The following is a 24,170-nucleotide window of genomic DNA, read 5'->3' as shown; positions in this document are numbered from 1 at the left end:
CAAACAGCTGAATTTTTTAGCTTACAAGTCGCCTTTAAGATCATAGGTTCAAAGCTTCCCCGGTTCCTGCTGCCGACTTTACTGCAGAGAGCTCTAAAGAAGACTTTACCGCCGCATCGGCAATTAGCTTCATTTGCTCCGGATAGCCGTATGCGCCATGCTCGCTGATATCCAGCCCCATCATCTCCTCTTCCTCCGATACGCGGATGCCCATCGTCACTTTCATCATACCGATCATAATGAACGAGATCACGAACACGAACACGAATGCCCCTAGAACTCCCAGAAGCTGAACACCAAGCTGTTCCAATCCCCCGCCATAAAAGAAGCCCGGCTTACCGACACCCGTCGTTTCCACGAGCTTCGGCGTTGCGAACAACCCTGTGGAGATGGCTCCCCAAATCCCCGCAATGCCGTGAACGGAAAATGCATAAATCGGATCATCGATACCTGCTCTCTCAAACCATTGCGCCGTAAAGAAGGTAATGATTCCGGCGACAGCCCCGATGACAACTGCAGCCCATGGATCCACGAAGGCACAAGAGCCTGTAATCGCTACGAGTGCTGACAGCACACCGTTCAGCATGCTTGGGATATCCGCCTTGCCGAATACAGCCCATGAAATGAGCAGTGCAGCAACGGCTCCCGCCGCCGCCGCGATATTGGTTGTCAATGCCACATAGCCGAAGAAACCGTCCATCATCGCCGACAAAGTACTGCCAGGGTTGAAACCGAACCAGCCAATCCAGAGGATCAATACGCCCAGAACAGACAAAACCTGATTGTGGCCCAGAATGCTGTTCGGTCTGCCATCCTTATTGTATTTGCCAAGACGAGGTTTCAGCATATACGTAATAACCAAAGCTGCAGTGGCACCCGTCAAATGCACGACTGTTGAGCCTGCAAAGTCCTGCATGCCCAGTTGGCCGAGCCAGCCGCCGCCCCATACCCAGTGAGCCACAACCGGATATATGACGATCATAAACAATGCTCCGAATACGATATATATACTCAGCTTGGCACGTTCGGCCATACCGCCGCATGCAATCGCTAAGGAGATCGCCGCGAAGGAGAGTTGGAATAAAAATTTCACCGAAAGGGATACATCTGATGCCGACAGCGCATCAAAGGACTTCGCCATCGAATCGCCTGTCATAAAAAATCCGGTCGTCCCAAAGAAGCTGTTCCCGTTGCCGAAACCGAGCCCAAAGCCGAAAGCCCAAAATACGATCACCGAGATGCCGAGCGTTAATACCGTTTTACCTGCAATATGGCCGGCATTCTTCATCCGCACCGAGCCAGCTTCCAGCAATGCAAATCCCGCCTGCATGAAAAACACGAGCATGGCTGCCATGAACACAAAGAATGTATTGAGTCCTGCTTGAAGCTGCACATTCGTGGGTCCATCATCCGCAAACACCGTAACCGGAAAAGCCATTAATGCAAGAAATGCCAAAGCACCGCCAATCCACTTTCCTTTCATACTCCCCACTCCTCTTTAATGTTAGGTTATATTACATATAACGAAATTATTAATCACATTATAAGCAGTTAGGGGTGGTGATGACAATAATATTTTCGTCAAAATATTATATGTTATGTTTAATAACATTATTTGTAACATTAAGCAAGCATTACGTTTGACTGTATGGTTAACTTTCATGTATCATATTTTCATCAATTCCACATTAAAATGAGTTACATAGATTGAATGAAAGTGGCTCATAGGAATGAGGCGGTTTTCGTCTATAGTTCAATCTAATAAATATTAATTATGATCCAGTGAGGTGATTTAGATGGGGATATAACGCTGTACCGTATAGGTGAATTGGCTAAAGCTGGAGATGTCAGCGAGCGCACAATTGATTATTACACCAAACTGGGGCTCATTTCTCCCGAAAAGCGCACCCTTAAAAATTATCGTTTGTACAGCCATGAAACCTTACTCCGTCTCAAACGTATTAATGATTTAAAACAAGAGAAATATACTCTAGAAGAGATCCGGCAGACGCTCGATAAATGGGATGCCGAACCTGAGATCAATCAGGTATCCGACAAGCTGACCTACCTGGAACTGCATATGCAGCAGCTTGAACGCGAGGTGAAGGAGCTTAGTCCCCTTCTAGAAAAGATGAAGCCCGGGCAAGCCAGTCACCTGCTTTTGAAATTACTGCCGCAAGGTGCGGCTTGTATCGAAGCTATCAGACTCTTCCTCGAGCAGGGACCTACAATATAGCCGGTCTCCCATATAGAGATATTATTTTTCACGACTAGCAGGAGGGTGTAATATGGGAATGAATATGTATTTATTAATTATTATTGCGTTCGGTTTTTCGATGTGGGCCCAGTTCCGGGTTAAGGGAACCTTTAAAGAATGGTCCACTGTCCAAGCAACGAGCGGCATGACTGGTTATGAAGCTGCAAGGCATATGCTCGACAGCAACGGTCTGCATGATATCCCGATTGAGCCGGTTCGAGGCGCATTATCCGACCACTACGATCCAATCAACCGCGTTGTACGTTTGTCCGAGCCGGTCTACTATGAAAGCTCCATCTCGGCTATCTCGGTAGCCTGCCACGAAATTGGACATGCTATCCAGCATAAGAAGCATTACCCAATGCTGGTGCTTCGCCACCGGATCTTCCCGCTCGTGAATTTCGCTTCAGGTCTTGCGCCGCTGATGATTCTCGCAGGCTTTTTGTTCCAATGGACAGGACTTCTCGGCATCGGGATTATTTTCTTCTCCGTCGCCGTTGCTTTCCAGCTGATTACGCTGCCCGTCGAGTTTAACGCAAGTAACCGCGCACGCGATATCATGGTATCTGAAGGTTATATATCGCCTAACGAGGAAAGAGGCGTTGCCAAGGTACTGAACGCTGCCGCTTTGACCTATGTAGCCGCTGCTTTGGTCTCCGTACTGGAACTGCTCCGCTACATTATGATTTTCAATAACAACAATCGCGACTAAGCTGCATACCAAAAACACCCTGATCGGTTAAGAACCGACCGGGGTGTTTTTTTGGTTTCCATTTTGTTGTTGCAGTCCGAAGTAGCTGAGCAGAAAGGTTCTGAATGCTTGCGCAACCCGCGGCAGCTTGTCATCAGAACGATGAATCAGGCCGATGGTACGTGTCACCTTAGGTTCTGAAATTCTCACTCTTGCTGGCTGCAAGGGATTCGTCTGGAACAATGCCATCTCTGGCAAAATACTGACACCCATACCGGCAGCAACCAGCCCGCGGATCGTATCCGTTTCCTCCCCTTCAAAAGCAATCTTCGGAGTAAAGCCAGCTTCAAGACAGGCATGCCAGACAATCGGCCGCAGGGAATACCCTTTGCTAAACAGGACGAATTTATCCTCCTTCAGCTGATTCAGGGTAATGCTTTCTTCATTGGCCAAAGGATGATTCGGAGGCAAAATCGCATACAGCTCTTCGGTCAGCATAATCTCGCCCTCAACCTGCTCATGTTTCTCAGGAAACGGAGAAATAAAAGCAAGATCCACCTCGGCCGAGATGACATCCCGGATTAACGAAGGAAACATCCCCTGTTTGAATCTGAATTTCACATTCGGATACCGCCGCTTGAATTCAGCAACGACAGACGGGATCAGATGGATACCCAGGCTGTGCGGAAAGCCAATCCGGATTTCCCCTTGTTCCGGGTCCAAAAATTCATGAACCTCCACAACAGCTTTATCCAGATCCTTCAGAATGCTGTCCACCCTTTTGCAAAACAGCTGCCCCACAGGCGTTAGCTGCAGGTTTCTGCCCTTTTGCATAAACAATTGGACTCCCAATTCTTCCTCCAGTTGATGAATCTGACGGCTAACCGCAGACTGGGCCACATGCAGCTCTTCCGCCGCCTGAGTAACATGCTCCTTCTGTGCTACCTTCAAAAAATACTGCAACTGTCTTAATTCCACCTGTTACTCGCTCCATTCTGCATATACGTGAATCCGCTAGTTATGACCGTTTAACCCGTTTCTTCAACATTCTTGCCATTAAACCGTAAATAAAAAATCCGCCGACAAATCCACCCAAATGAGCCGCCCAGTTAACGTTTACTCCCCCTGAAGGTATAAAGGAAAAGACAATACCGACAATCAGCAGAGCAAACACCGTCTTCCGCGAGGACTCATCCATCCAATTCCGCTGCAGCAGTGCAATATATAGAAACGCCCCGTAAACACCGAAAATGGCCCCAGAAGCTCCAATCGTCAGTAGAATCTCGCCCATCCGGTTGTAATGTGCAACGGACAGGATATTGCCGATCACACCACTAAGCAAATACAATACCGCGTATCTCCAGGCTCCAAGGAGCCGCTCCAGGGGAGGAGCAAACACCAAGATCGCAAAGTCGTTAAACAACAGATGCGAGAAGCCTCCATGCAGGAAGATCGACGTTACATATCTCCACCACTCATTGAAGCCGTCCACATTGGTCAGTGCGCCAAACTTGATGAGCGTCTCGTTGTTTGAAGATCCTCCGTTAAAAGTCAATACAAGAAACATAATAATATTAGCCACAAATAATATCGTCGTGACGGGGTAGTATTTTAAGTAACTTTTCCAATTTTCGTAGCGAACAAATATCATGATACACTTCCTTTGCTTGAACCATTCAGGAATGAATTCTTCCTAATCATTCTCTTGCCTAAAATGTTTTTTCAGCATTTCAAGTAAACCAAGCAAGCTGATTGGACAATGCCTTTTTAAAAAGATTATAATGTCCTTGGCACGATTCGCCAATTTCCATTTTCGAAAGGAGAATCAACATGACACAAGAACGTACAGGTGTTGCTACTTTTAAAGGCAATCCGCTCACATTGGTTGGACCACAGCTTCAAGCAGGGGATCAGGCTCCTGATTTTACCGTCAGCAAAAATTTGCTCGAGCAAGCTACCCTGAAGGATTATGCAGGCAAAATCAAATTGATCAGCGTCGTACCTTCCCTGGATACTGGCGTATGTGATGCACAGACACGCCGTTTTAACGAAGAAGCAGGGGCTTTGGGAGATGAAGTCATCGTTCTGACCATCAGCGCCGATCTTCCGTTCGCGCAGGCACGCTGGTGCGGCGCCGCAGGCGTGGACCGTGTGGTTACCCTCTCCGATCACAAGGATATGTCCTTCGGACAAGCTTATGGTGTTCTGATCAAGGAATTCCGCCTGGATATGCGCTCCATCTTCGTAGTTGATAAAAACGACAAAATTACGTACGTGGAGTATCTGCCTGAAATGACTGAGCATCCGAATTATGAAAAAGCGGTAGCCGCTGTAAAGGAACTGCTCTAAGTCTCAAAGCATCGGTCCCTAATGTTAGTATATGCTTAAATCCATTTAAACAAAATGGAACTGAAATTTTTTATCAGGAGATCCGGAAGCAGCTTCCTTGAGTGGCATATCTTACGGAAATCTAAAGAAAAACGTCTATTGATGTAATTGCACAGAAGACAGACCGCGTTTAGCGGAAGTTTTTCTTGTGATTATAGAATGGTTCAGCTTCGCTGAGATTTATAAATTCTATAATCTTAAAAAAAGCGGGAGAAAGAGCCTTGTCCTTTCTCTCGCTTTTTTAGTCCTGTTATTGGGTAACTTTGTATTTAGCCAATTTCTTATCGAGTGCTGAAAACAAATTCAAAATAATGCGATAATTCGCTCCCAAGTCGCCCATGGAGCCTCTAGAAGCTGAGTACATGTCTACCGCACTGCGCACAGGTCCAACCGACAGTACGGATACCGTAATATCCATCGTGCGCCCAAGAGACGTCCTTTTCTCCAGTGTAATCTCACCGACGGAAGGAACCTCATGAAGCACTTTGTAGCCCGGAATCTTTTTCAGCGTCGAGGATATTTCCTCCCATGCCTTGTCTCTCGATAAATTGTAATAGCGTGTCTTCATCTTCGGATCTTTCGCCCGGTCGCTTGTACCTTCTTGGCTGCGAATGACCCCCACTAGAACTCTCTTTAACGACAAGACCTTTCCCCCTTTGCAGTAAGCATCTTCAATACTTTATAGTGTAACATTGTTAAGGACAGAACAAAAGAGAAAGTAGGGTAAAATGTACCTTATAGGCAAAAAACACCCCTGAATTCCGGAATTGTTCCGAAAAACGGGGTGCCCAAGTTATCATTCAAAATAAAAACCCGCCTATGCCGTCCGGCTAAATTGTCTTCTGAACCTGCTTTGGCAGGTGGGTGACCTCGGATGCGTTTTTGAAGTCCCCATGTCGTATAGACAGGGCTTTTCAGCTGCGCCTCGTAATGATCTCCCTAGACATTATCATTGGTTCAAAACAACGATTAACCGTGGCGAACATCGCAGGATGTAGTACTATTATAGACCTTTTTTATCAGAATGTAAATGTTGATGAGGAACATCTTCTTGCTCATCACCCTCTTCGTCCGGATCCTGTTCAAGCTCAGCCGCTTCCTGCTCTTCCAGCTCTTTCTGCTTGATACGTTCGGCCTGTTCCTGCATTTTGTTAAACGTCGCGTAGAAGTTGAAGAATGCCCAGAATGCAATCAGACTGCCGCCGAAGAAAAAGATCAGTGCCGGATACTTCGAACCGATTAACAGCACTACAGCACTTCCGATAACGGTTGTTAAGACACGCAGCGGTCTAAGAATAGTAATGAGTACTGCATTTTTCAGAAGCTGCATCATTCCCATGTGATAATGAACGATCATGGAAAAGAAATTAAACAACGTAATGAACAGCACGATCAGCAAAAACAGCATCACGATGCCGATGATTTGCAGATTGTTGAGCTGGGTCATATAAACGTTATAATCGACAATCATAATGACTAGCAAAAGAACGTAAAATATGCCGCCAATCATGCTTTGCTTATAGTTTTCCTTAAAAGTTCTGAAAAACATACTAAAGATCTTTACATCCGTGTCGCCCATCACCCATTTCCGGACAACTGCAAACAATGCCGCTGTAGCCGGAAACAATGTAAACGGTGCCACAATACCCATAGACCAGTTCATTTGAAGCTTCTCATTCGGACCCGTTACCAGCAGTCTGGTCACAAAGAAAAAGAAAAACGGAGACGAACATAAAAGCCACAGGATGTTGCTGTAAGCAAAGCGGGTAATCCATTCTGTAATTTTGTAAATACCGCCCATTGCACCTTTAAATTCCAATAATAAGCCCCTCCTCCACTAACTATGCCTGTACATATTAATATACCGCATTTTAGCCTTAGATTACCAGCGCCTAATTTCCTGGGATTTAGGTAAAGGTCTATACAGAAGGGCATTATCCCTCATAAGATACACAGTAACCCAAAGGAATCAAACACTTAAGGAGGTAATCATATATGGCATACGCACCAGGATTAGGATATGGAATCGGATATGGTTGTGGAGCAGGAATGTGGGGTTCCACAGGTGCAATTCTAGTACTGTTCATCTTGCTGGTCATCATCACCCGCGCATTCATTTGGTAATTGAAATGAAACCAAAAGAGCTAACCTCATGAATTAAAAGCATAAATAAACAAAAAAGAGACGGCGTGTGCAAGGCACACATCGTCTCTTTTGTATTCAGCGATTAGCTGTTGTAGGAATCATCGCGTTTAGAAGGGCGTCTTCCTTCACCGCTGTTCGTCCGCGGCTTGCGGTCTCCACCGCCACGATAAGAGGAAGTATCGCTGCGTCCGCCACCGCTGCTGCTGCGGTTGTATCCGCCACGTCCACCGTTATCACGTCCACCGTTATCGCGGTCACGGTTATATCCGCCTCTTCCGCCGCCATTGCTGCCACCACGGAATCCGCCGTAGTTTCCAGATGGTTTGCGGCCGTTGCGCAGATCAGGCTTACCGCTGTTATTGTAGCGACGTTTCACGCGAATCGGATCCTCTGGAGTCAGTTGGATTTCGGAATCGCGTTTCTCGCCAGTCAACATTTTCATAGCGCCGGACAACAGCTGCACGGAATCATACTGTTCCAGAAGCTGGATCGCAAGACCTTTATATTCGTTAAGCTCACCAGACTCAATCGTCTCCATCAGGCGCTCAGCAATAATCCGCTGCTTACCTTCAATAGCCTCAGCCAGTGTAGGAAGCGGTTTGCGCGTAATGCGGTGACGCGTAACGCGTTCAATCAGGTGCAGATGATCGATTTCACGAGGTGTTACGAAGGACCATGCAGTACCTTCTTTACCTGCGCGGCCTGTACGTCCGATACGGTGTACATAGCTCTCAGGATCCTGTGGAAGGTCAAAGTTAACGACATGAGTTACGCCGGAAACATCGAGACCGCGCGCTGCCACGTCTGTTGCCACCAATACGTCGATGCTTCCGTCACGGAATTTACGCATAACGGTATCACGTTGGTTTTGAGACAGGTCACCATGAAGTCCGTCCGCAGAATATCCGCGTTTTTGCAGAGCTTCGGACAGCTCGTCAACGCGGCGCTTGGTACGTCCAAATACGATCGCCAGCTCAGGAGACTCCATATCAATCAAACGGCAAAGTGCTTCAAACTTTTGACGCTCAGGTACTTCGATATATGCTTGGTCAATCAGCGGTGCGCTGACTTGTTTAGGAACAACCGATACATGTTCAGGATTTTTCAAAAATTGCTGAGCCAGTTTTTGAATGTTTGGCGGCATTGTTGCGGAGAAAAGCATCGTTTGACGTTCTTCGGGTACCAGCTTCAGGATGGATTGAATATCATCCATAAAGCCCATATCCAGCATTTCGTCGGCTTCGTCCAGAATAACGGTTTCGACATCATCAAGGCGGATGGTTTTGCGGTTGATGTGGTCAAGCAAGCGACCTGGTGTACCGATGATAATTTGCGGTTTCTTTTTCAATGCGCGAATTTGACGGCCAATATCCTGACCACCGTAGATTGGCAGCGATCCGATACCTTTAAAGCGTGTCAGTTTTCCGATCTCTTCAGCAACCTGAATGGCAAGCTCACGGGTTGGAGTCATAACGAGCGCTACGATTTTGTCCGTGTCCTTAGAAATTTTATTAATCAGAGGAATGCCGAAAGCTGCTGTTTTACCTGTACCGGTTTGAGCTTGGCCGATCATATCGCGTCCGGACATAGCAATCGGAATCGACTGCGCCTGAATTGGTGTTGCTTCCTCAAATCCAAGCTCTGTGATGGCCTGAAGAACCTTTGGTTCAAGGCCTAAATCTGCGAAATTTTTCAATATTTTCATACTCCTTCTATATAGTGGACAATCCACAATCTTGTCTGTATTCTTAAGTAGCGTAAACATTATATAGGTTAGCCATTCTTCAAAAATTATTGCATGGCTTAAATTCTCTATAGCGTTTATCCAGGGGAAAAACAGCCTACAGATTTTAGTAAACGGTAATTTTTCTCCTGAAACAATGTCAAAATAATACTATTGTACAAGCCTACTCAAGAACATCCAATACATTATATCACAAATCAAAATACAAAAACCAGCTGCTTGGAAACAAAGGTAAAAAACCCTTTTATTCAAAAAAAATTACACGTGAAATAGAGGTGGAGCATTTTGCGGCTTAGCAACATCTGGAAATATCTCATTGTCATCTTTGGTGCCGCGCTCATCGCTTGCGGATTCAATCTTTTCCTCGTTCCACATCAGCTGCTCAGCGGCGGCGTATCCGGTCTATCCATGCTGGTCAATTATTTCACGCCCGTGGATCTCAGCATTTTATACTTTGTGTTTAATGTTCCGATCCTTGTTGCAGGTTGGTTTTTGCTCGGGAAAAGATTTATCGTCCTCAGCATTCTGTCCGTTGTTGCTACCACCTGGTTCATCGCTATCGTACCGGTTCAGCCTCTTGCCTCCGATTCGCTGCTTGCCGCTGTATTTGGCGGGGTGTTGGTAGGCATTGGGGCAGGCATTTCTTTCCGGGCAGGTGGTTCCTCGGGCGGATTTGACATCGTCGGTTCCATCGTGACGCGTTACCGTGATTTTCCTGTCGGTAGTGTGCTCGTTGCGATGAATGGTCTCGTCATTCTTGCGGCAGGTTATCTACAAAAGGACTGGAACCTTGCCCTCGCTTCCATGGTATCGATTTTTGTTACCGGCAAAGTGGTGGATATGATTCATGTCAGCCATTTCAAGGTTACTGTATACATTGTCACCAATGAAACGGAAGCCCTACTAGAGCAGCTGCTGGTGCGGCCGCGGGGCGTAACCAAAATCAAAACCGAAGGCGCCTTTTCCCATGAGCCCAAGGACATGCTGATGACGGTGACCACCCGTTACGAGCTTCAGGAGCTGAAACGGATCATCAAACAGACGGATCCCAAAGCCTTCGTCAACATTGTCGAAACGGTCGGCGTCATGGGCTCCTTCCGCAGAAGCTGATTTTCAGGAGCGCTGTGTAAATAAGATGTGTTTTGTGGTATATTAATGGTGCGCGGTTCCTGCATGAGTTCCATGAGATTAGGATCGACCCGATTTTTCCAAAGCACTTAAACGCTTTTCCGATTCTCCTTGGCTTTAGAGTATTAGGGCTTAAAGAATCTTGAGAGGAAAGGGTGATTTTTGTGGAAATGGAAACGGTAAAATTGTCCCAAATCGTCATGAAGTGGTTCCCTGATATGATGCCTTTCTTGAAGCACAATGAACTGAATTCACTCATTGTGCTGCGGGACGGACTGGGTATCCTGGAACAGGACGATGCTATGGAGATTATCCAGTACAGTATCTGTGAACATCAAAGCTCTGCGCCTCTTCATTAATCGTTCGGAAGTATAAGATGGATCATGCCGTCCGTTTTTCAGTCACTAATTCACACTGAAAAGCTGGCGGCATTTTTGTTTTTTCCTAACTTCTCAATAAAGTAAAAATTTTGCCAATCCCTTGCTGCATACGTATTTCCAGTGCTTACAGGTAAAGCTACAGGATACCAAAAAGGTTAAAGTCAAAGCCATTCGGTTTATTAAAACAGGAGGTATAGCCTCTATTCGAAGAACTCCTCCAAATTGTTACAAACCTGTTGTTTTTAAGCTTATTTGTTTTTATATAATCAGTTATGTGAACGCTAACAAGGGAGAGAATTGTTATGAATATCATCTGGGCTCTGCTGATCATTTTGGGCAGCAGCGCGGCTCATCATCCGCAGAACGACAATCATCAAGTCGCCAAAATCATTGAGTCATCCATTAACTCAGCCATCATCACTTCCCAGCAAAAAGACATTACCGTAAGCGCTGACAATCCACCAGTCAAAGTTGATCCCCAGACGACCGCTCCCAAGGTCAAAGGTGTATACGTGACGGCATATAGCGCCGGCGGCTCCCGAATGAACCAGCTTATCGATCTAATGGACAATACAGAACTGAACGCGATGGTAATCGACATCAAAGACGACGCTGGATACATAACCTATAAGACGGACAACCCGGGCCTGATCAAAATGGGTAATCCACAGCCGTTTATCCATGATATTCACGGGCTGATGGATCGTCTGAAAGAACATAATGTTTATCCGATTGCGCGCGTTGTCGTATTCAAAGATACGGTTCTTGCTAAAAAACGTCCTGATCTTTCCTTTGTTAACAATGATGGGACCGTATGGAAAAATGGCAAAGGCGATAGCTTCGTCAATCCGTTCAGCAAAGAAGTATGGGATTACAACATAGAAATTGCCAAAGAAGCGGCCAAGCTCGGATTTAAGGAAATCCAGTTCGATTACGTTCGTTTTCCTGAAGGCTTTGAAAAGCGCGCTGATTCATTGAAATACATCAAGAACGGAAAATCCCGTGTGGATACCGTAGCCGAATTCGTTCAATATGCGCGCAAACAGCTAGCTCCACTCGGTGTCCGTGTATCCGTTGATATTTTCGGTTATGCGGCTTCTGTGCCGGCGGCAGAGGGAATCGGACAGGACTTTAACAAAATCTCCGAAAACGTCGATGTCATCAGTCCGATGGTATACCCAAGTCACTACACCCAAGGCTGGTTTGGTGCCAAGGATCCCGACAAAGAGCCGTACAAAACCATCAAAGGCTCAATGTCGGACACGATTAAAAAGCTGACTCCGCTTGAGGACCAAAAGCCGATCGTGCGTCCATGGATTCAGGATTTTACGGCGAGCTGGCTTGGCAGCGGACACTATATAAAATACGGCAAGACCGAAGTCGAGGAACAGATCCGCGCCTTGAAGGACATGAATGTCGATGAATACCTGCTCTGGAATGCGACCAATCGTTATTCCCAGGGAGTAGATTACAAATAAGCATCGCGCCAATACGTAAAGCCCGGTTGATCAAGCCGGGTTTTTATATTTTAATCGCATATATCCTTCACACGCTCTGCTAGCTCTTCGGAGTTTTCCTGTTCAAATAAGAGCTTATATTCTACAATAGACTATTGCATCATGTCAGAAATCAATTACTGTGAGGACATCTTGATGAAACCAACATTATCGCTTCAGCAAAAATCAAAACAGTTTCTCGTTATTTTACTGCCCATACTCATCACCCAAATCGCCCTTTCCGCCATTACCTTTTTCGATACGAACATGTCGGGTAAGGCCAGTTCCACCGATTTGGCCGGCGTCGCGATTGGCTCGAGCCTGTGGGTGCCGCTGCAAACCGGTCTGAGCGGTATTTTAATGGGCATGACGCCCATTGTTTCACACCTCATGGGCGGGGGCCAAGCCAAAAAGGTCGCTTTTCATGTGATGCAGGGCTTGTGGCTTGCACTCATACTGGCCGTTGCCATTCTGGTCGCAGGAAGTCTCCTGGTCCCGACGATTCTCGGCAGCATGGATCTCGATGAACATGTCCGGAGCATTGCACTGCATTTTCTGAGCTATCTTTCGATCGGCATTATTCCGATGTTTGGCTATACGGTGCTGCGAAGTTTTATCGATGCTCTTGGTCAAACGAGAATTTCCATGACCATTACGCTGATTTCCCTGCCAATCAATATTTTTCTCAACTACCTGCTCATCTTCGGCAACTGGGGATTTCCGCGGCTTGGAGGCGCCGGAGCAGGGATCGCGTCCGCGATTACGTATTGGTGCGTCTTTATCATCTCGGTCATCTTCGTGACCCGTCTTAAGCCCTTCGCTTCCTTTGGCATCTTCCGTACCTTTCACGGGGTATCTCTGAAAGTATGGAAGGAGCTTCTGAAAATCGGGGTGCCGATCGGCTTTTCTATTTTCTTCGAAACGGCGGTTTTTGCGGCTACGACCCTGCTTATGAGCCGATTTGACACCATTACGATCGCTGCACATCAGGCAGCCATGAATTTTGCTACAACACTGTATATGATTCCGCTCAGCATCAGCATGGCGCTTACCATTCTGGTCGGCTTTGAAAAAGGCTCCGGACGGCTTAAGGACGCGCGCCAGTACAGCATCCTAGGGATCGGTTCCGCCATAGCCTTGTCGCTCGTGACGGCCGTGGTGCTGCTCGCGGCAGGAAAGTTCGTTGCAGGACTATATTCGGATGAAAGCAACGTGATTGCGTTGACCCAGCATTTTCTGATCTATGCGATCTTCTTTCAAATATCCGATGCGATTGCAACTCCGGTTCAGGGGGCGCTGCGTGGATACAAGGACGTGAATCCCGCATTCATCATTACCTTTATCTCTTACTGGGTTATCGGTCTTCCGATCGGTTACCTGCTGGCCACCTATACTACGCTTGGAGCCTACGGTTTCTGGATCGGACTCATCACAGGGCTCGCCGTCGGCGCGGTTCTGCTACTGGCACGGCTGATCAAGGTTCAACGGACACATTCGGAAAGCATCACTGTGGCCGCATAACATATACACAAAAAAGCCTTGTCAGAGAGGATTCTCTGCAAGGCTTTTTGCTATAACATAGCAAGCTCCTGATTATTGGGACAACCGGGATGCCAATTCGTACAATTCCATGTTGAAATCTTTCTTGCTGTTAACCACCTTATCGATGTCCGTAAGAACAAGCTCACCTTTAATAATTCCGCAGGCTTTACAGGACTCGCCCTCAATAAGCTTGCGAACAGCAAAATCGCCTAGACGGCTGGCCAGATTCCGGTCAGCAGGCGTTGGCGTACCACCGCGCTGGATATGACCGAGCACCGTAACACGCGGCTCGAGCGTCGGACAGCGGTCTGTGAGCGCTTTGGCTACATCTTCCCCGCTACCTACACCTTCAGCAACGATCACAATGCTGTGGCGTTTGCCATGAGCAAAGTTCTGCTTCATCCGTTCGGTAATTTCGTCCATGTCATGCGGAACCTCAGGTACGAGGATAGTCTCCGCGCCGGAAGCCAGACCTGCATAAAGGGCGATATCACCGCAGTGTCTACCCATAACCTCAACGATTGAGGAGCGTTCATGGGAGGACATCGTATCGCGCAGTTTGTTCACTGCGTCTACGACGATGCTCACGGCGGTATCGAATCCAATGGTGAAGTCCGTGAAGGAGATGTCGTTGTCAATGGTGCCAGGCAGTGCCATGGTTTTGATGCCGAGCTTGCTCAGCTTGTTGGCACCATGGTAAGATCCGTCGCCGCCGATTACAACCAGGCCGTCAATACCGTGCTTGCGCAGGATTTCAGCGCCCTTCTGCTGTCCTTCGGGTGTCATGAACTCCTTGCAACGTGCCGACTGCAAGACCGTTCCGCCTCGCTGAATGATGTCTCCTACGCTGCGCAGATCCATTGAAAAAATATCATCGTTTAATAATCCTTGGTAACCGCGCTGAATGCCATATACTTCAAGTCCGTAATAAAGCCCGCTGCGGACAACTGAACGAACTGCCGCGTTCATCCCTTGGGAGTCTCCGCCACTGGTTAATACTGCTATCTTTTTCACTGTCATGAAAAATTCCTCCTCGTAATCACTCATACAAATGTTTGCGGATCCAGCGGCTGTTGACGAAGAAGAAGAGCCGGGTAAGCGGACTTCCCTTCATCAAGCGTTTGGATACGGAGCGAACTTCCTGCTGCTCGCTGACTTTCGGATCGGACAAATAGATTGCCAGTAATCCCTCAATGATCATCCGGTGAAACGGCGGTACAGGAATGGATGATACATCCTTGCGTGCCGATTCCACAATCAAGGCAATCCGGTCCAGCATACTCTCGGGAGAATCATAATAATTGCAAAAATTAAGATCTCCGCCAAGCCGATCCTCTTCCTGATCAATCAGGTAATCCAGCATAATGTGCAGACAGCAAACATGTGGAAAGTATGACGCATGAATGGAGGCCGCAGCCGTATCGTTCAAGTGCCTGTCGCTCGCGGCAAGAAACAGCATAAATACGCCCAGTGTAGAGCCCGTGGCTGCAGCAAATTCATTCCACTGGAGATGGGGGGTCCGTTCACGGTGAAGCTCCCACCAGTCCAGCAGTGCCTGCTCCCTGAGTTCGGGCTTGATATGCTTGTAGACCTGCAGGTCGGTATACAGGCCCGCTAAATCCCGGATGTAAGGCATGGCCGCTGAATAGCCGGGAAGCTGACGGATACAGCTCTGGCATGTCGTTACCAGGCTGTGCAAATACCCCCCGTCATTTTGCTCCTGGCGAAGCGCGTAATAATTTACCGTCTCCGCCTCCGGATCGGTAGCATCCAGCATGGATTGATGAAGAAGCCTGAAATCAGCCTGATCCATGGAGGTACTGCGGTCGCATAAATTATCCAGGTAGTCGCTAATCGTCTGATAAGCAACAATTAGTTTGGTCAGAACCAATCTGTCCGGCAATGGGACGGCAGCATAGATGCCCCCACCTTCACAATGAAACTGCTTGGTTTCAATGCTGGCAAGTGCTTGCTTCCGAAGCTCGGGATCCGGGATTTGTCCAGCGGCCTTGCGCCAACCGTCCAATTCCTTCCTAACTTCCGGCAAAATATGCTTATAGACCCGTCCCATCAAGCTTATAGGGTTCCGGGGAACTTGATATTGACTTTGCCCATTTTCATTCAAGACGGTGCCTCCACATTGTTGTCTACTTGTATCTATCCTAATGTCTTTATTATAATATGGACCTGAAAATAGCACAAATAAACTAGATCACGTCATGGAAGGTAAAAGCCAGAAATACAATGTGTAGAAAGGGTTTTCATTCCCTTGGATACTGCATGTAAGCGTTCTAGCAAATAAAAAAGGAATATTTTCAGTACATGCCGAAATCATTTTAAAATTTAACAGATTCCTATTCAAGGAGGTCTAAAGTATGTTAAAACGGCTGCTGCCCGCTGCCATTCTCATCATGGGACTGCTGTATATATTTCTGCTTCATAGCATTCCGTTCAAGCTGATCCCTATGGCTTTGATTCTGATTTACGGCTATTTGCGAGCGCCTGCCGCCAAAAGTAAATATGTATGGCTGACATTGTCAGGTCTCTTCTTCTGCATGATGGGTGACGGTCTTATACAATGGTTCCTCATTGGTTTATCCGCTTTTCTTGTAGGTCATTTGTTCTACCTGTCTGCCTTTACCATCCGCTGGACATTTTCACGCGTTCGGATCATCTCCATTATCCCTATCGCATGTTTTGCCTCCTATATGGCGTGGAAGCTGTTTCACAGCCTACAGAGCAGCGGCAATGATGGATTGATACTTCCCGTCATGTTATACCTGATCGTCATTTCATTGATGGGATTTTTCGCCATTATGTCCGGCAATCTGCCGGCCAGCTGCGGTGCAGTCCTGTTCATGGCTTCCGACTCCATTCTCTCATGGAACATGTTCATCTCGGATATTAAATACTCGGACGTTTGGATCATGACAACTTATTATGCCGCCCAGTTTCTGATTGCAAGCAGCATTGGCTACAAAGCACGTCTTTCCGGTAAGGAAAATGACAATTATAGGGAGTTGCAGGTTTGACTCCCCACTGCCTGAATCAAATACAAAAAAGCACAGTTCTCTTGATGAGAACTGTGCTTTATAGGCTTTTATTTAACCAAAGCTATAAGAAATCCGTTACACGGAGTCGATCTTATAATTTAGTTACGTTTGCAGCTTGAGGGCCACGGTTGCCTTCAGTGATTTCGAATTCAACTTCTTGACCTTCGTCCAAAGTTTTGAATCCGTCGCCTTGAATTGCGGAGAAATGTACGAATACGTCCTCGCCGCCTTCAACTTGAATAAAGCCATAGCCTTTTTCTGCATTAAACCATTTAACTGTACCTTTCAAATGAACAACCTCCTAAAAATACCGCCATATGTGGCGAATAAGTACATTATACTTCATGCATCTTGACAATGCAATCGCTCTTTTTTGGGATTGCATCTTTTTATTTGCTTTTGGAGCTTCCTCTGCGGTATCATTTTACCAAAAGACTAAACGGAGAATGCATATGATCAAAAAACATGAAATATACAAAAAAGACAAATGGAACATGATGACCGTCGAAGTTCAAGGCCGATATATCGTTCTTCGGGAGATCTCCGATCAGTGGGGCGAGGAAACGCACACCTTCATGAGCCGCCCGGCTCTCATGCAGTGGGCTGAAACCCGCTTCCCCAAAGAAGAATACGAAGACAATATGGAAGAATGGCGTTCGATCATGGCCGCCTTTAAAGGAGTATAGTCCTTCAAATGGAATCCAATAGCACTCTGATCTTCATTATTTCCTCATTCTGTCTTGGAGCCGTTCTCATTATGATGAGAAACTCGGTTCCAGAGAAGCTGAAACGGGGTATGGCCAGCATTGCTGTCGTCATGATCCTGTTTGCCTTTTTCCTTATTCTATACAGTTTCTTCAACATGGGTTCCAACCCTTAAAGGAAAGTGTAAATATTTTTATGGGGAAAAGTTCATACTAAGGGGTATCTTTCCTAGATAAGGAGGTTCCCTGCTTGTGAACTTCAACAAGACGTTTAGACTTGCCATCGCATTCGCGTTCACTGTGGGTGCGGTTCCCCTCTTTCCTCCGGCGGTTTCGTCAAGTGGAACCCATGCCTTTTCATCCCAACATTTAAGGAGGATTCCCATGGAACAATTATTGAAGCGCTCTGAAGTAGCTGAAGAGAACAAATGGAATGTGGAGGACTTGGTAGGCGGTCAGAAAGCCTGGGATCAGACTTATGCCGAGCTGCAGCAGGAAGTAAAGAAAATGGCTGAATTCCAGGGCAAGTTGGATAACGCAAAATCTGTTAGAGCCTGCTTCGCACTGGAAGACGAGATTTCCCTCAAGACCGAACGCCTTTACATTTACGCGCATTTACATCATGACGAAGATACAGCAAATCCTACATACCAGGCTCTTTCACAAAAAGCAAAAAAAATGAACGTGCAGGTTGGCGAGGCACTGTCTTTCGTTACGCCTGAAATCCTGTCCCTTGCGGACGACAAGCTCGATGCGTTCATTGCAGATCCGGAACTGGCCGCTTACAAATTCACTCTTACCGAAATGAAGCGTGAAAAAGCACATATCCTGTCCAAAAACGAAGAAGCACTGCTTGCGCAGGTCGGCAACCTGTCCCAGGCGCCGCAAACGATTTTCGGTATGCTGAACAACGCGGACCTCAAGTTTCCAAAAATCAAAAACGAAGAAGGCAAGGAAGTCGAGCTGACCCACGGCAACTACATCCAGTTCCTGGAGAGCCCGAACCGCGAAGTTCGCGAACGCGCATTCAAAGCCGTGTACGCGACTTACTCCAAGCAGAAAAACACCATTGCCGCCACGTTGAACGCGAACGTAAACAAAAACATATTCTATTCGAATGTGCGGAAATATCCTTCCGTCCTGGAAATGTCCCTCTACGGCGACAATATTCCGAAGGAAGTGTACACGAACCTGATCGACACCATCCATGAAAGCCTACCGCTTCTCCACAGATACATGAATCTGCGCAAAAAGCTGCTCGGCGTCGATGAGCTTCATATGTATGATCTGTTTGCTCCGCTTGTGGAAGAATACAAAATGGATATTACATATGATGAAGCTAAGAAAACCGTTGCCGAAGGTCTCAAGCCGCTGGGGCAGGATTACCTGAAATCGCTGCAGGAAGGCTTTGACAACAAATGGATTGACGTATATGAAAATGAAAACAAACGCACCGGCGCATACAGCTGGGGAGCATACGGCACGCACCCGTTCGTGCTGCTCAATCATAAGGACAATCTGAACAGCATGTTTACACTCGCTCATGAAATGGGTCATGCGCTGCATTCCTATTACTCGGACAATACCCTTCCATACCGGGATGCACAATATACCATTTTCTTGGCCGAGGTGGCTTCGACGACCAATGAAGCACTCCTGATGGATTACCTGTTGAAGAAATCAACGGATCCGAAGGAAAAAATGTATCTGTTGACGTACTATGCAGACCAGTTCCGTACAACAGTATTCCGTCAAACCATGTTCGCCGAGTTCGAAAAGCTCATTCATGAGCGCGCTGAATCAGGCGAGGCATTGACGCCGCAGGCGCTGTCGGAAATTTATTATGATTTGAACATGAAATACCATGGCAAGGGCATGGCTGTAGATAAAGATATCGAAATGGAATGGGCCCGCATCCCTCACTTCTACAACAGCTTCTATGTGTATAAGTACGCAACCGGGTTCTCTGCCGCAACAAGCTTCTCCAAGCAAATTTTGGAGGAAGGCCAGCCTGCCGTGGATCGTTACCTCGGCTTCCTGAAGAGCGGCGGCAGCGACTTCTCGATCAACATCCTGAAAAAGGCGGGCGTCGACATGTCTTCGCCGCAGCCAATCCGCGAAGCTATGAGTGTCTTTGAAAATGTCATCGAACAATTGGAGCAAATGACGAAATAAAGTTGTTTCATGGCATAAAATCCCTTGTCCGTAGTGGTCAAGGGATTTTATACTGTTTGTAAAAGGAGGTGTCTGTATGAAAATCCAGTGGTCACTTATTGCCGGACTGGTATTTGCGCTTTTGACCGCTATCTTTGCCGTCATCAACGTGGAGCCGGTAAGTGTCAATTTTATGTTCAGTAAAGTCGATATTCCGCTGATTCTGCTGATCCTCGGCTGTACACTTATCGGCGGAATCATCGTCGGGTCTTACGGTATCTTTAGACAATTTAAGCTGCAAAAGGAAATTAAGCTTCTCACTTCGCAGCTCACACATATTCAGAACGAAACCGGCTATACTGCCCCAATTCCGGAAGAACCAAGTAGTACGCTTGCCAAGGAAAAAGATCAACTTCCGAACTAAATGCTTCTTACAAGGAGGATATGACCATGTCAATACAACCGAATGAAGAATACATATTAACTTTTTTAAAAAAACTGCTCGATACCCCAAGTCCAAGCGGTTTCACGGCGCAAGTGATGAAGCTTGTTGAACAGGAGGCCTCTTCCTTAGGCGTCAAGCTGTCCTGGAACCAAAAAGGTGGTGCGATTCTCGAAGCTCAGGGCACGGACAGTTCCCGCACCATTGGCCTTAGCGCTCACGTGGATACACTGGGTGCCATGGTTCGTGCGATAAAATCCGAAGGCACGCTGCGGCTTACGAGCGTTGGCGGATTTATGATGAACAGCATCGAAAACGAATACTGCGTCATCCATACCCGCAGCGGCAAAACCTACACCGGAACGATTTTGAGTACGCATCCTTCGGTTCATGTCTACAGCGATGCCCGTGATTTCAAGCGTCAAGAGGATCACATGGAGGTCCGCATCGACGAGCTGGTTCATTCCAAGGATGATGTGCTGAAGCTGGGCATTTCCGTGGGCGACTTCGTATCGTTTGATTCTCGTGCGGTAATTACAGAGAGCGGTTTTGTGAAATCCCGCCATATTGATGACAAAGCAAGCGTTGCGGCTCTCTTCGGCCTGCTGGAATCGATGAAACGCGAAAACTGGAAGCCCAAATACAATCTGAAATTCCTCATCTCCAACTACGAGGAAGTCGGTCATGGCGCTGCCTTCATTCCATCCGACATCGATGAAATGATCGCTGTTGATATGGGCTGCATTGGCGATGATCTCAGCTGCAAGGAAACCGACGTGTCCATCTGTGCGAAAGACTCCTCAGGCCCTTATGATTATGATATGACCAGTAAATTGATTGAACTGGCTAAAGCGGAAAGCATTCCGTTTGCGGTGGATATCTACCCTCATTACGGTTCAGATGCTTCAGCTGCTATGTCCGCAGGCAACAATATCCGCGCTGCGCTCATTGGTCCAGGCGTCCACGCGTCCCATGCAATGGAACGCACCCATAAGCAGGCGGTATTCAACACAACTAAACTCCTCGCGGCTTATGTAAGAGCATAGATTCTTGAAATTTATAACCGCTTTTATCTTAAAAAAACGGCTGTCTGGTCATCATGACCGGACAGCCGTTACTTTATGGATGCAAGAAGCCAAATTCAATGTCAGTTTTTGCTTGCTTCAATTTTCTCGGCAAGCTCGTTCAAATACGTCCATCGCTCCATCAGATGCTCCAGCTCCTGCTCGGTTTCCTGCTGCTTTTGCAGCAGCTCTTGCAGCAGAGCCGAATCGCTGAAGGACTCCTCCATCTTTTTCTGAATGCCTGCCAGCTTATTTTCACAGGCCTCGATCAATTCGTCGATTTGCTCATATTCCCGCTGCTCCTTGTAACTGAATTTCATCTTTTCACGCGGAGCCGCTTCAGGGGCGGATTGTGCAGCCGGCTTTGACTTCTCGGTTGAACGCTCCGCAGCCGCCGGTTCACTATTTTTAGCCATCCATTCGCTGTATTCCGTATAGTTGCCGACATGAACACGGATACGTCCTTCTCCTTCGAAGGCCATGATCTTATCCACGGTGCGGTCCAGGAAATAACGGTCATGGGAAACCACGAAGACAACGCCAGGGAAATCATCCAAGTAATCCTCCAGTACGGCGAGCGTCTGAATGTCCAAATCGTTGGTCGGTTCGTCCAGGAGGAGTACGTTTGGTGCGGACATCAGCACCCGGAGCAAATAAAGACGGCGCTTTTCACCCCCGGACAGTCTGGAAATCGGTGTCCACTGCATCACAGGCGGGAACAGAAACCGTTCGAGCATCTGGGAGGCTGTAATGCTGCTGCCATCATCGGAGCGAATCACCTCAGCCTCTTCCTTGATGTATTCGATCACACGCATACTGCCGTCCATATCCTGATGCTCTTGGGTGAAGTAGCCAATTTTAACCGTTGTGCCTGTTATGACCTCGCCTTCATCCGGCGCAAGTCTACCGGATATCATATTCAGCAGCGTCGACTTACCGCTTCCGTTCGGTCCGGCGATACCCACTCGGTCTCCAGGAACGCTGATATAGTTCAGATCATGAATCAGAACCTTATCCCCGGCCTTTTTGCCGAGATGCTCCAGCTCGATGATTTTGCGTCCCAGACGCGTGGAGGCCGCAGCCATGTCGACGGAACCGCTGCGAGTTGGACCCTGCTGATCCTTCAGCGCTTCAAAACGGTCGATCCGCGCCTTTTGCTTGGTTGATCTGGCTTTCGCTCCGCGGCGGATCCAGGCCAGCTCATTCCGGAGCAGGTTTTGTCTTTTTTGCTCGGATGCTTCCTCCCGCTCTTCTCTCTCCGCTTTCAGCTCCAAAAATCTGGAGTAATTGGCTTCATATCTGAACAGCCGTCCATGGTCGAGCTCCAGCATGACATTCGCTACCCGGTCCAGAAAATAACGGTCATGCGTAATCATCAGCAGTGCACCGCGGCGCTTTTGCAAATACTGCTCCAGCCAGATGACGGAATCATTGTCGATATGGTTCGTAGGCTCGTCAAGGATCAATAGCTCGCATGGTTCAATCAGGGCCTGGGCCAAAGCAACACGCTTACGCTGTCCACCCGACAGTGACCCCATGGTTGCCTCAAAGTTCACGATCCCAAGCCTAGATAGAATCGTTTTCGCTTCGTTTTCCATCTGCCAAGCCTGCAGTGTGTCCATTTGCTGATTCAACTTCAGCAGCTTTTCCTGCAGCCCGGTATCCGACGGATTCAGTTCAAGTAGCTCCATAGTTTCGGTATAATCTCTAACGATTTTCAGCTTAGGGTCATTCCCCTCAAACACCTGCTGAAGCACGGTATTGCCCGGATTGAACTCTGGATTTTGCGCCAGATACCGGACTCTGATCTGATTCCCGGTGGAGATCCCGCCCGCATCCGGCTGCTCCAAGCCGGCAATAACGCGTAAAAACGTCGATTTTCCGGTCCCGTTTACGCCGACGACACCGATTTTATCCTGATCTTCCATACCAAAAGAGGCATCCTCAAACAAAATCTTTTCGCCGTAGCTTTTGGATATATGTTCAACGGTCATAATGTTCATATTTATTTTCCCTACTTATCTCTCTGGAATTAGAATACATAATGCTATTTTAGCATATGGCCCGGACTGATATAAACCATAAGGACAAGCTAAGGCTCGGCGGCAGTTTTCAGCAAACAAAAAACCGTCTTCGTGATATAAAAGACGGTTTGACAAATCATTTGTAATGCTAAGGAATTTACACTAAAAGTGAGATGGCCCATGCTGCCAGTCCACCAATGCAAGACGACAGAAAGTTCACCGCGTCATTGTTCATCCAGGCTTGGCCACGGATATGCCGGGTCGGCTGCCCGCAGTGCGTCAGCACCTCGACATCTTTCCCGCACACGGGACACCTGTACATAACCTGCAGAGTTGCTCCAAAAAAAGAGTCAGCGAATGCGCCAACGAGGCCACCAGTGAGGCCAGCCAGCAAAAATTCCAGTAACAGATGGTCCATGCCGGTCCATCCAGCAAACAGCCAGCCAAACAAAGCGATCATCAGGCCGCCAAGCGCTGCTGCTGTACTTCCTAGCAGGGTGACACCGCCTGAGGTACCTGGAGGCACGATTTTACCGGTAAGCACAGAACGCGGCTGTCTCCGGCTGAGTCCTCCCCACTCCGTCGCCCAAGTATCTGCGGTTGCGGCAGCCATCACGCCGATATAGGCGTAGACCCAGCCTGGATGGGGCCATACCGCGTTCAGGATACATAGCAACATTCCGGCTCCGCCATTGGCGAATACTTGACCCGCATCCCGTGTGCCAGTTTTGGCATAAGACTTCTCCAGCTCCGCCTTGTGGGCCTGTTTGAACTTCGAAAGCAGCGAGGAGCTAATAAAGAAAACCAGCAGGATGCCAAACCACAGCAAATTCCCCGCGCCAAAATAGATGGTGCCCATAATAAAGGCGGCTGCCGCCCCCGGCAGAGTCAAAGAACGTTTCCAGAAAGCCCCCCCGGCGACAACAAGAGCGCACAGCGCACCAATCAGCCAATCCAT

General features: G+C 47.6%; 25 protein-coding genes and 1 other RNA gene. 14 read left to right on the top strand and 12 right to left on the bottom strand.

Annotation, left to right across the window (positions count from 1 at the left end; genetic code table 11):
- Nucleotides 1-40: 40 nt before the first annotated feature.
- Nucleotides 41-1,483 (bottom strand): ammonium transporter, encoded by a 1,443-nt coding sequence (locus tag MUG84_RS01300; RefSeq protein ID WP_244718254.1) that lies wholly within the window; start codon nt 1,481-1,483, stop codon nt 41-43.
- A gap of 321 nt (nt 1,484-1,804) precedes the next feature.
- On the opposite strand from MUG84_RS01300, the gene MUG84_RS01295 reads away from it, so the two are divergent.
- Both MUG84_RS01295 and MUG84_RS01290 read left to right on the top strand, forming a co-directional pair.
- Complete coding sequence (locus tag MUG84_RS01295; RefSeq protein ID WP_244720860.1) at nt 1,805-2,236, top strand: MerR family transcriptional regulator; 432 nt, start codon at nt 1,805-1,807, stop codon at nt 2,234-2,236.
- Between the two features lie 52 nt (nt 2,237-2,288).
- A complete protein-coding gene (locus tag MUG84_RS01290) occupies nt 2,289-2,969 on the top strand; it encodes a zinc metallopeptidase (protein ID WP_244718236.1) in 681 nt (226 codons plus the stop codon).
- 27 nt (nt 2,970-2,996) lie between these two features.
- On the opposite strand, the gene gltC is transcribed toward MUG84_RS01290, so the two are convergent.
- Both gltC and MUG84_RS01280 read right to left on the bottom strand, forming a co-directional pair.
- Nucleotides 2,997-3,926, bottom strand: coding sequence for a glutamate biosynthesis transcriptional regulator GltC (gene gltC, locus MUG84_RS01285; protein WP_244718233.1), 930 nt, complete (start codon nt 3,924-3,926; stop codon nt 2,997-2,999).
- A 40-nt stretch (nt 3,927-3,966) separates the two neighbouring features.
- Complete coding sequence (locus tag MUG84_RS01280) at nt 3,967-4,599, bottom strand: rhomboid family intramembrane serine protease (RefSeq protein ID WP_244718228.1); 633 nt, start codon at nt 4,597-4,599, stop codon at nt 3,967-3,969.
- A gap of 179 nt (nt 4,600-4,778) precedes the next feature.
- Between MUG84_RS01280 and tpx the strand changes: the two genes are divergently transcribed.
- On the top strand, nt 4,779-5,297 hold the full coding sequence (tpx, locus tag MUG84_RS01275; protein ID WP_244718225.1) for a thiol peroxidase: 519 nt from the start codon (nt 4,779-4,781) through the stop codon (nt 5,295-5,297).
- Between the two features lie 289 nt (nt 5,298-5,586).
- On the opposite strand, the gene MUG84_RS01270 is transcribed toward tpx, so the two are convergent.
- From MUG84_RS01270 to MUG84_RS01260, 3 genes are all read right to left on the bottom strand, one after another.
- Nucleotides 5,587-5,979 (bottom strand): DUF1499 domain-containing protein, encoded by a 393-nt coding sequence (locus MUG84_RS01270; protein ID WP_244718222.1) that lies wholly within the window; start codon nt 5,977-5,979, stop codon nt 5,587-5,589.
- Between the two features lie 163 nt (nt 5,980-6,142).
- Nucleotides 6,143-6,333, bottom strand: a non-coding RNA gene (ssrS, locus tag MUG84_RS01265) — 6S RNA.
- 6 nt (nt 6,334-6,339) lie between these two features.
- Nucleotides 6,340-7,155, bottom strand: coding sequence for a YesL family protein (locus MUG84_RS01260; RefSeq protein WP_244718218.1), 816 nt, complete (start codon nt 7,153-7,155; stop codon nt 6,340-6,342).
- Between the two features lie 176 nt (nt 7,156-7,331).
- On the opposite strand from MUG84_RS01260, the gene MUG84_RS01255 reads away from it, so the two are divergent.
- Nucleotides 7,332-7,460: a YjcZ family sporulation protein gene (locus MUG84_RS01255; RefSeq protein WP_244718215.1), complete on the top strand. Its 129-nt coding sequence runs from the start codon at nt 7,332-7,334 to the stop codon at nt 7,458-7,460.
- A gap of 103 nt (nt 7,461-7,563) precedes the next feature.
- Here the strand turns inward: MUG84_RS01255 and cshA are convergent, their stop codons facing one another.
- Nucleotides 7,564-9,177 (bottom strand): degradosome RNA helicase CshA, encoded by a 1,614-nt coding sequence (gene cshA / locus MUG84_RS01250; RefSeq protein WP_244718211.1) that lies wholly within the window; start codon nt 9,175-9,177, stop codon nt 7,564-7,566.
- A gap of 333 nt (nt 9,178-9,510) precedes the next feature.
- On the opposite strand from cshA, the gene MUG84_RS01245 reads away from it, so the two are divergent.
- From MUG84_RS01245 to MUG84_RS01230, 4 genes are all read left to right on the top strand, one after another.
- Nucleotides 9,511-10,335: a YitT family protein gene (locus MUG84_RS01245; protein WP_244718208.1), complete on the top strand. Its 825-nt coding sequence runs from the start codon at nt 9,511-9,513 to the stop codon at nt 10,333-10,335.
- Nucleotides 10,336-10,523: 188 nt separating this feature from the next.
- A complete protein-coding gene (locus MUG84_RS01240) occupies nt 10,524-10,712 on the top strand; it encodes a hypothetical protein (RefSeq protein WP_244718205.1) in 189 nt (62 codons plus the stop codon).
- Nucleotides 10,713-11,035: 323 nt separating this feature from the next.
- On the top strand, nt 11,036-12,211 hold the full coding sequence (locus MUG84_RS01235) for a putative glycoside hydrolase (RefSeq protein WP_244718202.1): 1,176 nt from the start codon (nt 11,036-11,038) through the stop codon (nt 12,209-12,211).
- Nucleotides 12,212-12,385: 174 nt separating this feature from the next.
- Nucleotides 12,386-13,750 carry an MATE family efflux transporter gene (locus MUG84_RS01230; RefSeq protein WP_244718199.1) on the top strand — a complete coding sequence of 455 codons (1,365 nt, stop codon included), beginning with the start codon at nt 12,386-12,388 and terminating at the stop codon, nt 13,748-13,750.
- A gap of 72 nt (nt 13,751-13,822) precedes the next feature.
- Here the strand turns inward: MUG84_RS01230 and pfkA are convergent, their stop codons facing one another.
- Together pfkA and MUG84_RS01220 are read right to left on the bottom strand one after the other, a co-directional pair.
- Nucleotides 13,823-14,791 (bottom strand): 6-phosphofructokinase, encoded by a 969-nt coding sequence (gene pfkA / locus MUG84_RS01225; protein ID WP_244718196.1) that lies wholly within the window; start codon nt 14,789-14,791, stop codon nt 13,823-13,825.
- 19 nt (nt 14,792-14,810) lie between these two features.
- Nucleotides 14,811-15,842 (bottom strand): tetraprenyl-beta-curcumene synthase family protein, encoded by a 1,032-nt coding sequence (locus MUG84_RS01220; RefSeq protein ID WP_425313137.1) that lies wholly within the window; start codon nt 15,840-15,842, stop codon nt 14,811-14,813.
- A gap of 304 nt (nt 15,843-16,146) precedes the next feature.
- Between MUG84_RS01220 and MUG84_RS01215 the strand changes: the two genes are divergently transcribed.
- The gene (locus tag MUG84_RS01215; protein WP_244718190.1) at nt 16,147-16,803 is read left to right on the top strand and encodes a lysoplasmalogenase; all 657 of its coding nucleotides are present in this window, start codon (nt 16,147-16,149) and stop codon (nt 16,801-16,803) included.
- Nucleotides 16,804-16,915: 112 nt separating this feature from the next.
- On the opposite strand, the gene MUG84_RS01210 is transcribed toward MUG84_RS01215, so the two are convergent.
- A complete protein-coding gene (locus tag MUG84_RS01210; protein ID WP_127599896.1) occupies nt 16,916-17,113 on the bottom strand; it encodes a cold shock domain-containing protein in 198 nt (65 codons plus the stop codon).
- A gap of 163 nt (nt 17,114-17,276) precedes the next feature.
- Here MUG84_RS01210 and MUG84_RS01205 point away from each other — a divergent pair, with 163 nt between their 5' ends.
- The 5 genes from MUG84_RS01205 to MUG84_RS01185 all read left to right on the top strand — a co-directional run bounded on the left by MUG84_RS01205 (nt 17,277) and on the right by MUG84_RS01185 (nt 21,170).
- A complete protein-coding gene (locus MUG84_RS01205) occupies nt 17,277-17,510 on the top strand; it encodes a hypothetical protein (RefSeq protein WP_194231625.1) in 234 nt (77 codons plus the stop codon).
- A gap of 8 nt (nt 17,511-17,518) precedes the next feature.
- Nucleotides 17,519-17,704 (top strand): hypothetical protein, encoded by a 186-nt coding sequence (locus MUG84_RS01200; RefSeq protein WP_244718187.1) that lies wholly within the window; start codon nt 17,519-17,521, stop codon nt 17,702-17,704.
- A 208-nt stretch (nt 17,705-17,912) separates the two neighbouring features.
- Nucleotides 17,913-19,703: an oligoendopeptidase F gene (gene pepF, locus MUG84_RS01195; protein WP_244718183.1), complete on the top strand. Its 1,791-nt coding sequence runs from the start codon at nt 17,913-17,915 to the stop codon at nt 19,701-19,703.
- 76 nt (nt 19,704-19,779) lie between these two features.
- On the top strand, nt 19,780-20,106 hold the full coding sequence (locus MUG84_RS01190; protein ID WP_244718179.1) for a LapA family protein: 327 nt from the start codon (nt 19,780-19,782) through the stop codon (nt 20,104-20,106).
- A 26-nt stretch (nt 20,107-20,132) separates the two neighbouring features.
- Complete coding sequence (locus MUG84_RS01185; protein ID WP_244718175.1) at nt 20,133-21,170, top strand: M42 family metallopeptidase; 1,038 nt, start codon at nt 20,133-20,135, stop codon at nt 21,168-21,170.
- A gap of 101 nt (nt 21,171-21,271) precedes the next feature.
- Here MUG84_RS01185 and MUG84_RS01180 read toward each other — a convergent pair whose 3' ends face one another.
- Both MUG84_RS01180 and MUG84_RS01175 read right to left on the bottom strand, forming a co-directional pair.
- Complete coding sequence (locus MUG84_RS01180; RefSeq protein WP_244718172.1) at nt 21,272-23,191, bottom strand: ABC-F family ATP-binding cassette domain-containing protein; 1,920 nt, start codon at nt 23,189-23,191, stop codon at nt 21,272-21,274.
- 178 nt (nt 23,192-23,369) lie between these two features.
- Complete coding sequence (locus tag MUG84_RS01175) at nt 23,370-24,170, bottom strand: DUF92 domain-containing protein (protein WP_244720858.1); 801 nt, start codon at nt 24,168-24,170, stop codon at nt 23,370-23,372.

It is taken from the genome of Paenibacillus mangrovi (assembly GCF_022898935.1).
GTDB lineage: Bacteria > Bacillota > Bacilli > Paenibacillales > Paenibacillaceae > Paenibacillus_AQ > Paenibacillus_AQ mangrovi.
The sequence above is the reverse complement of the archived record's forward strand: the minus strand, read 5'-3'. Positions and strand labels throughout refer to the sequence as shown.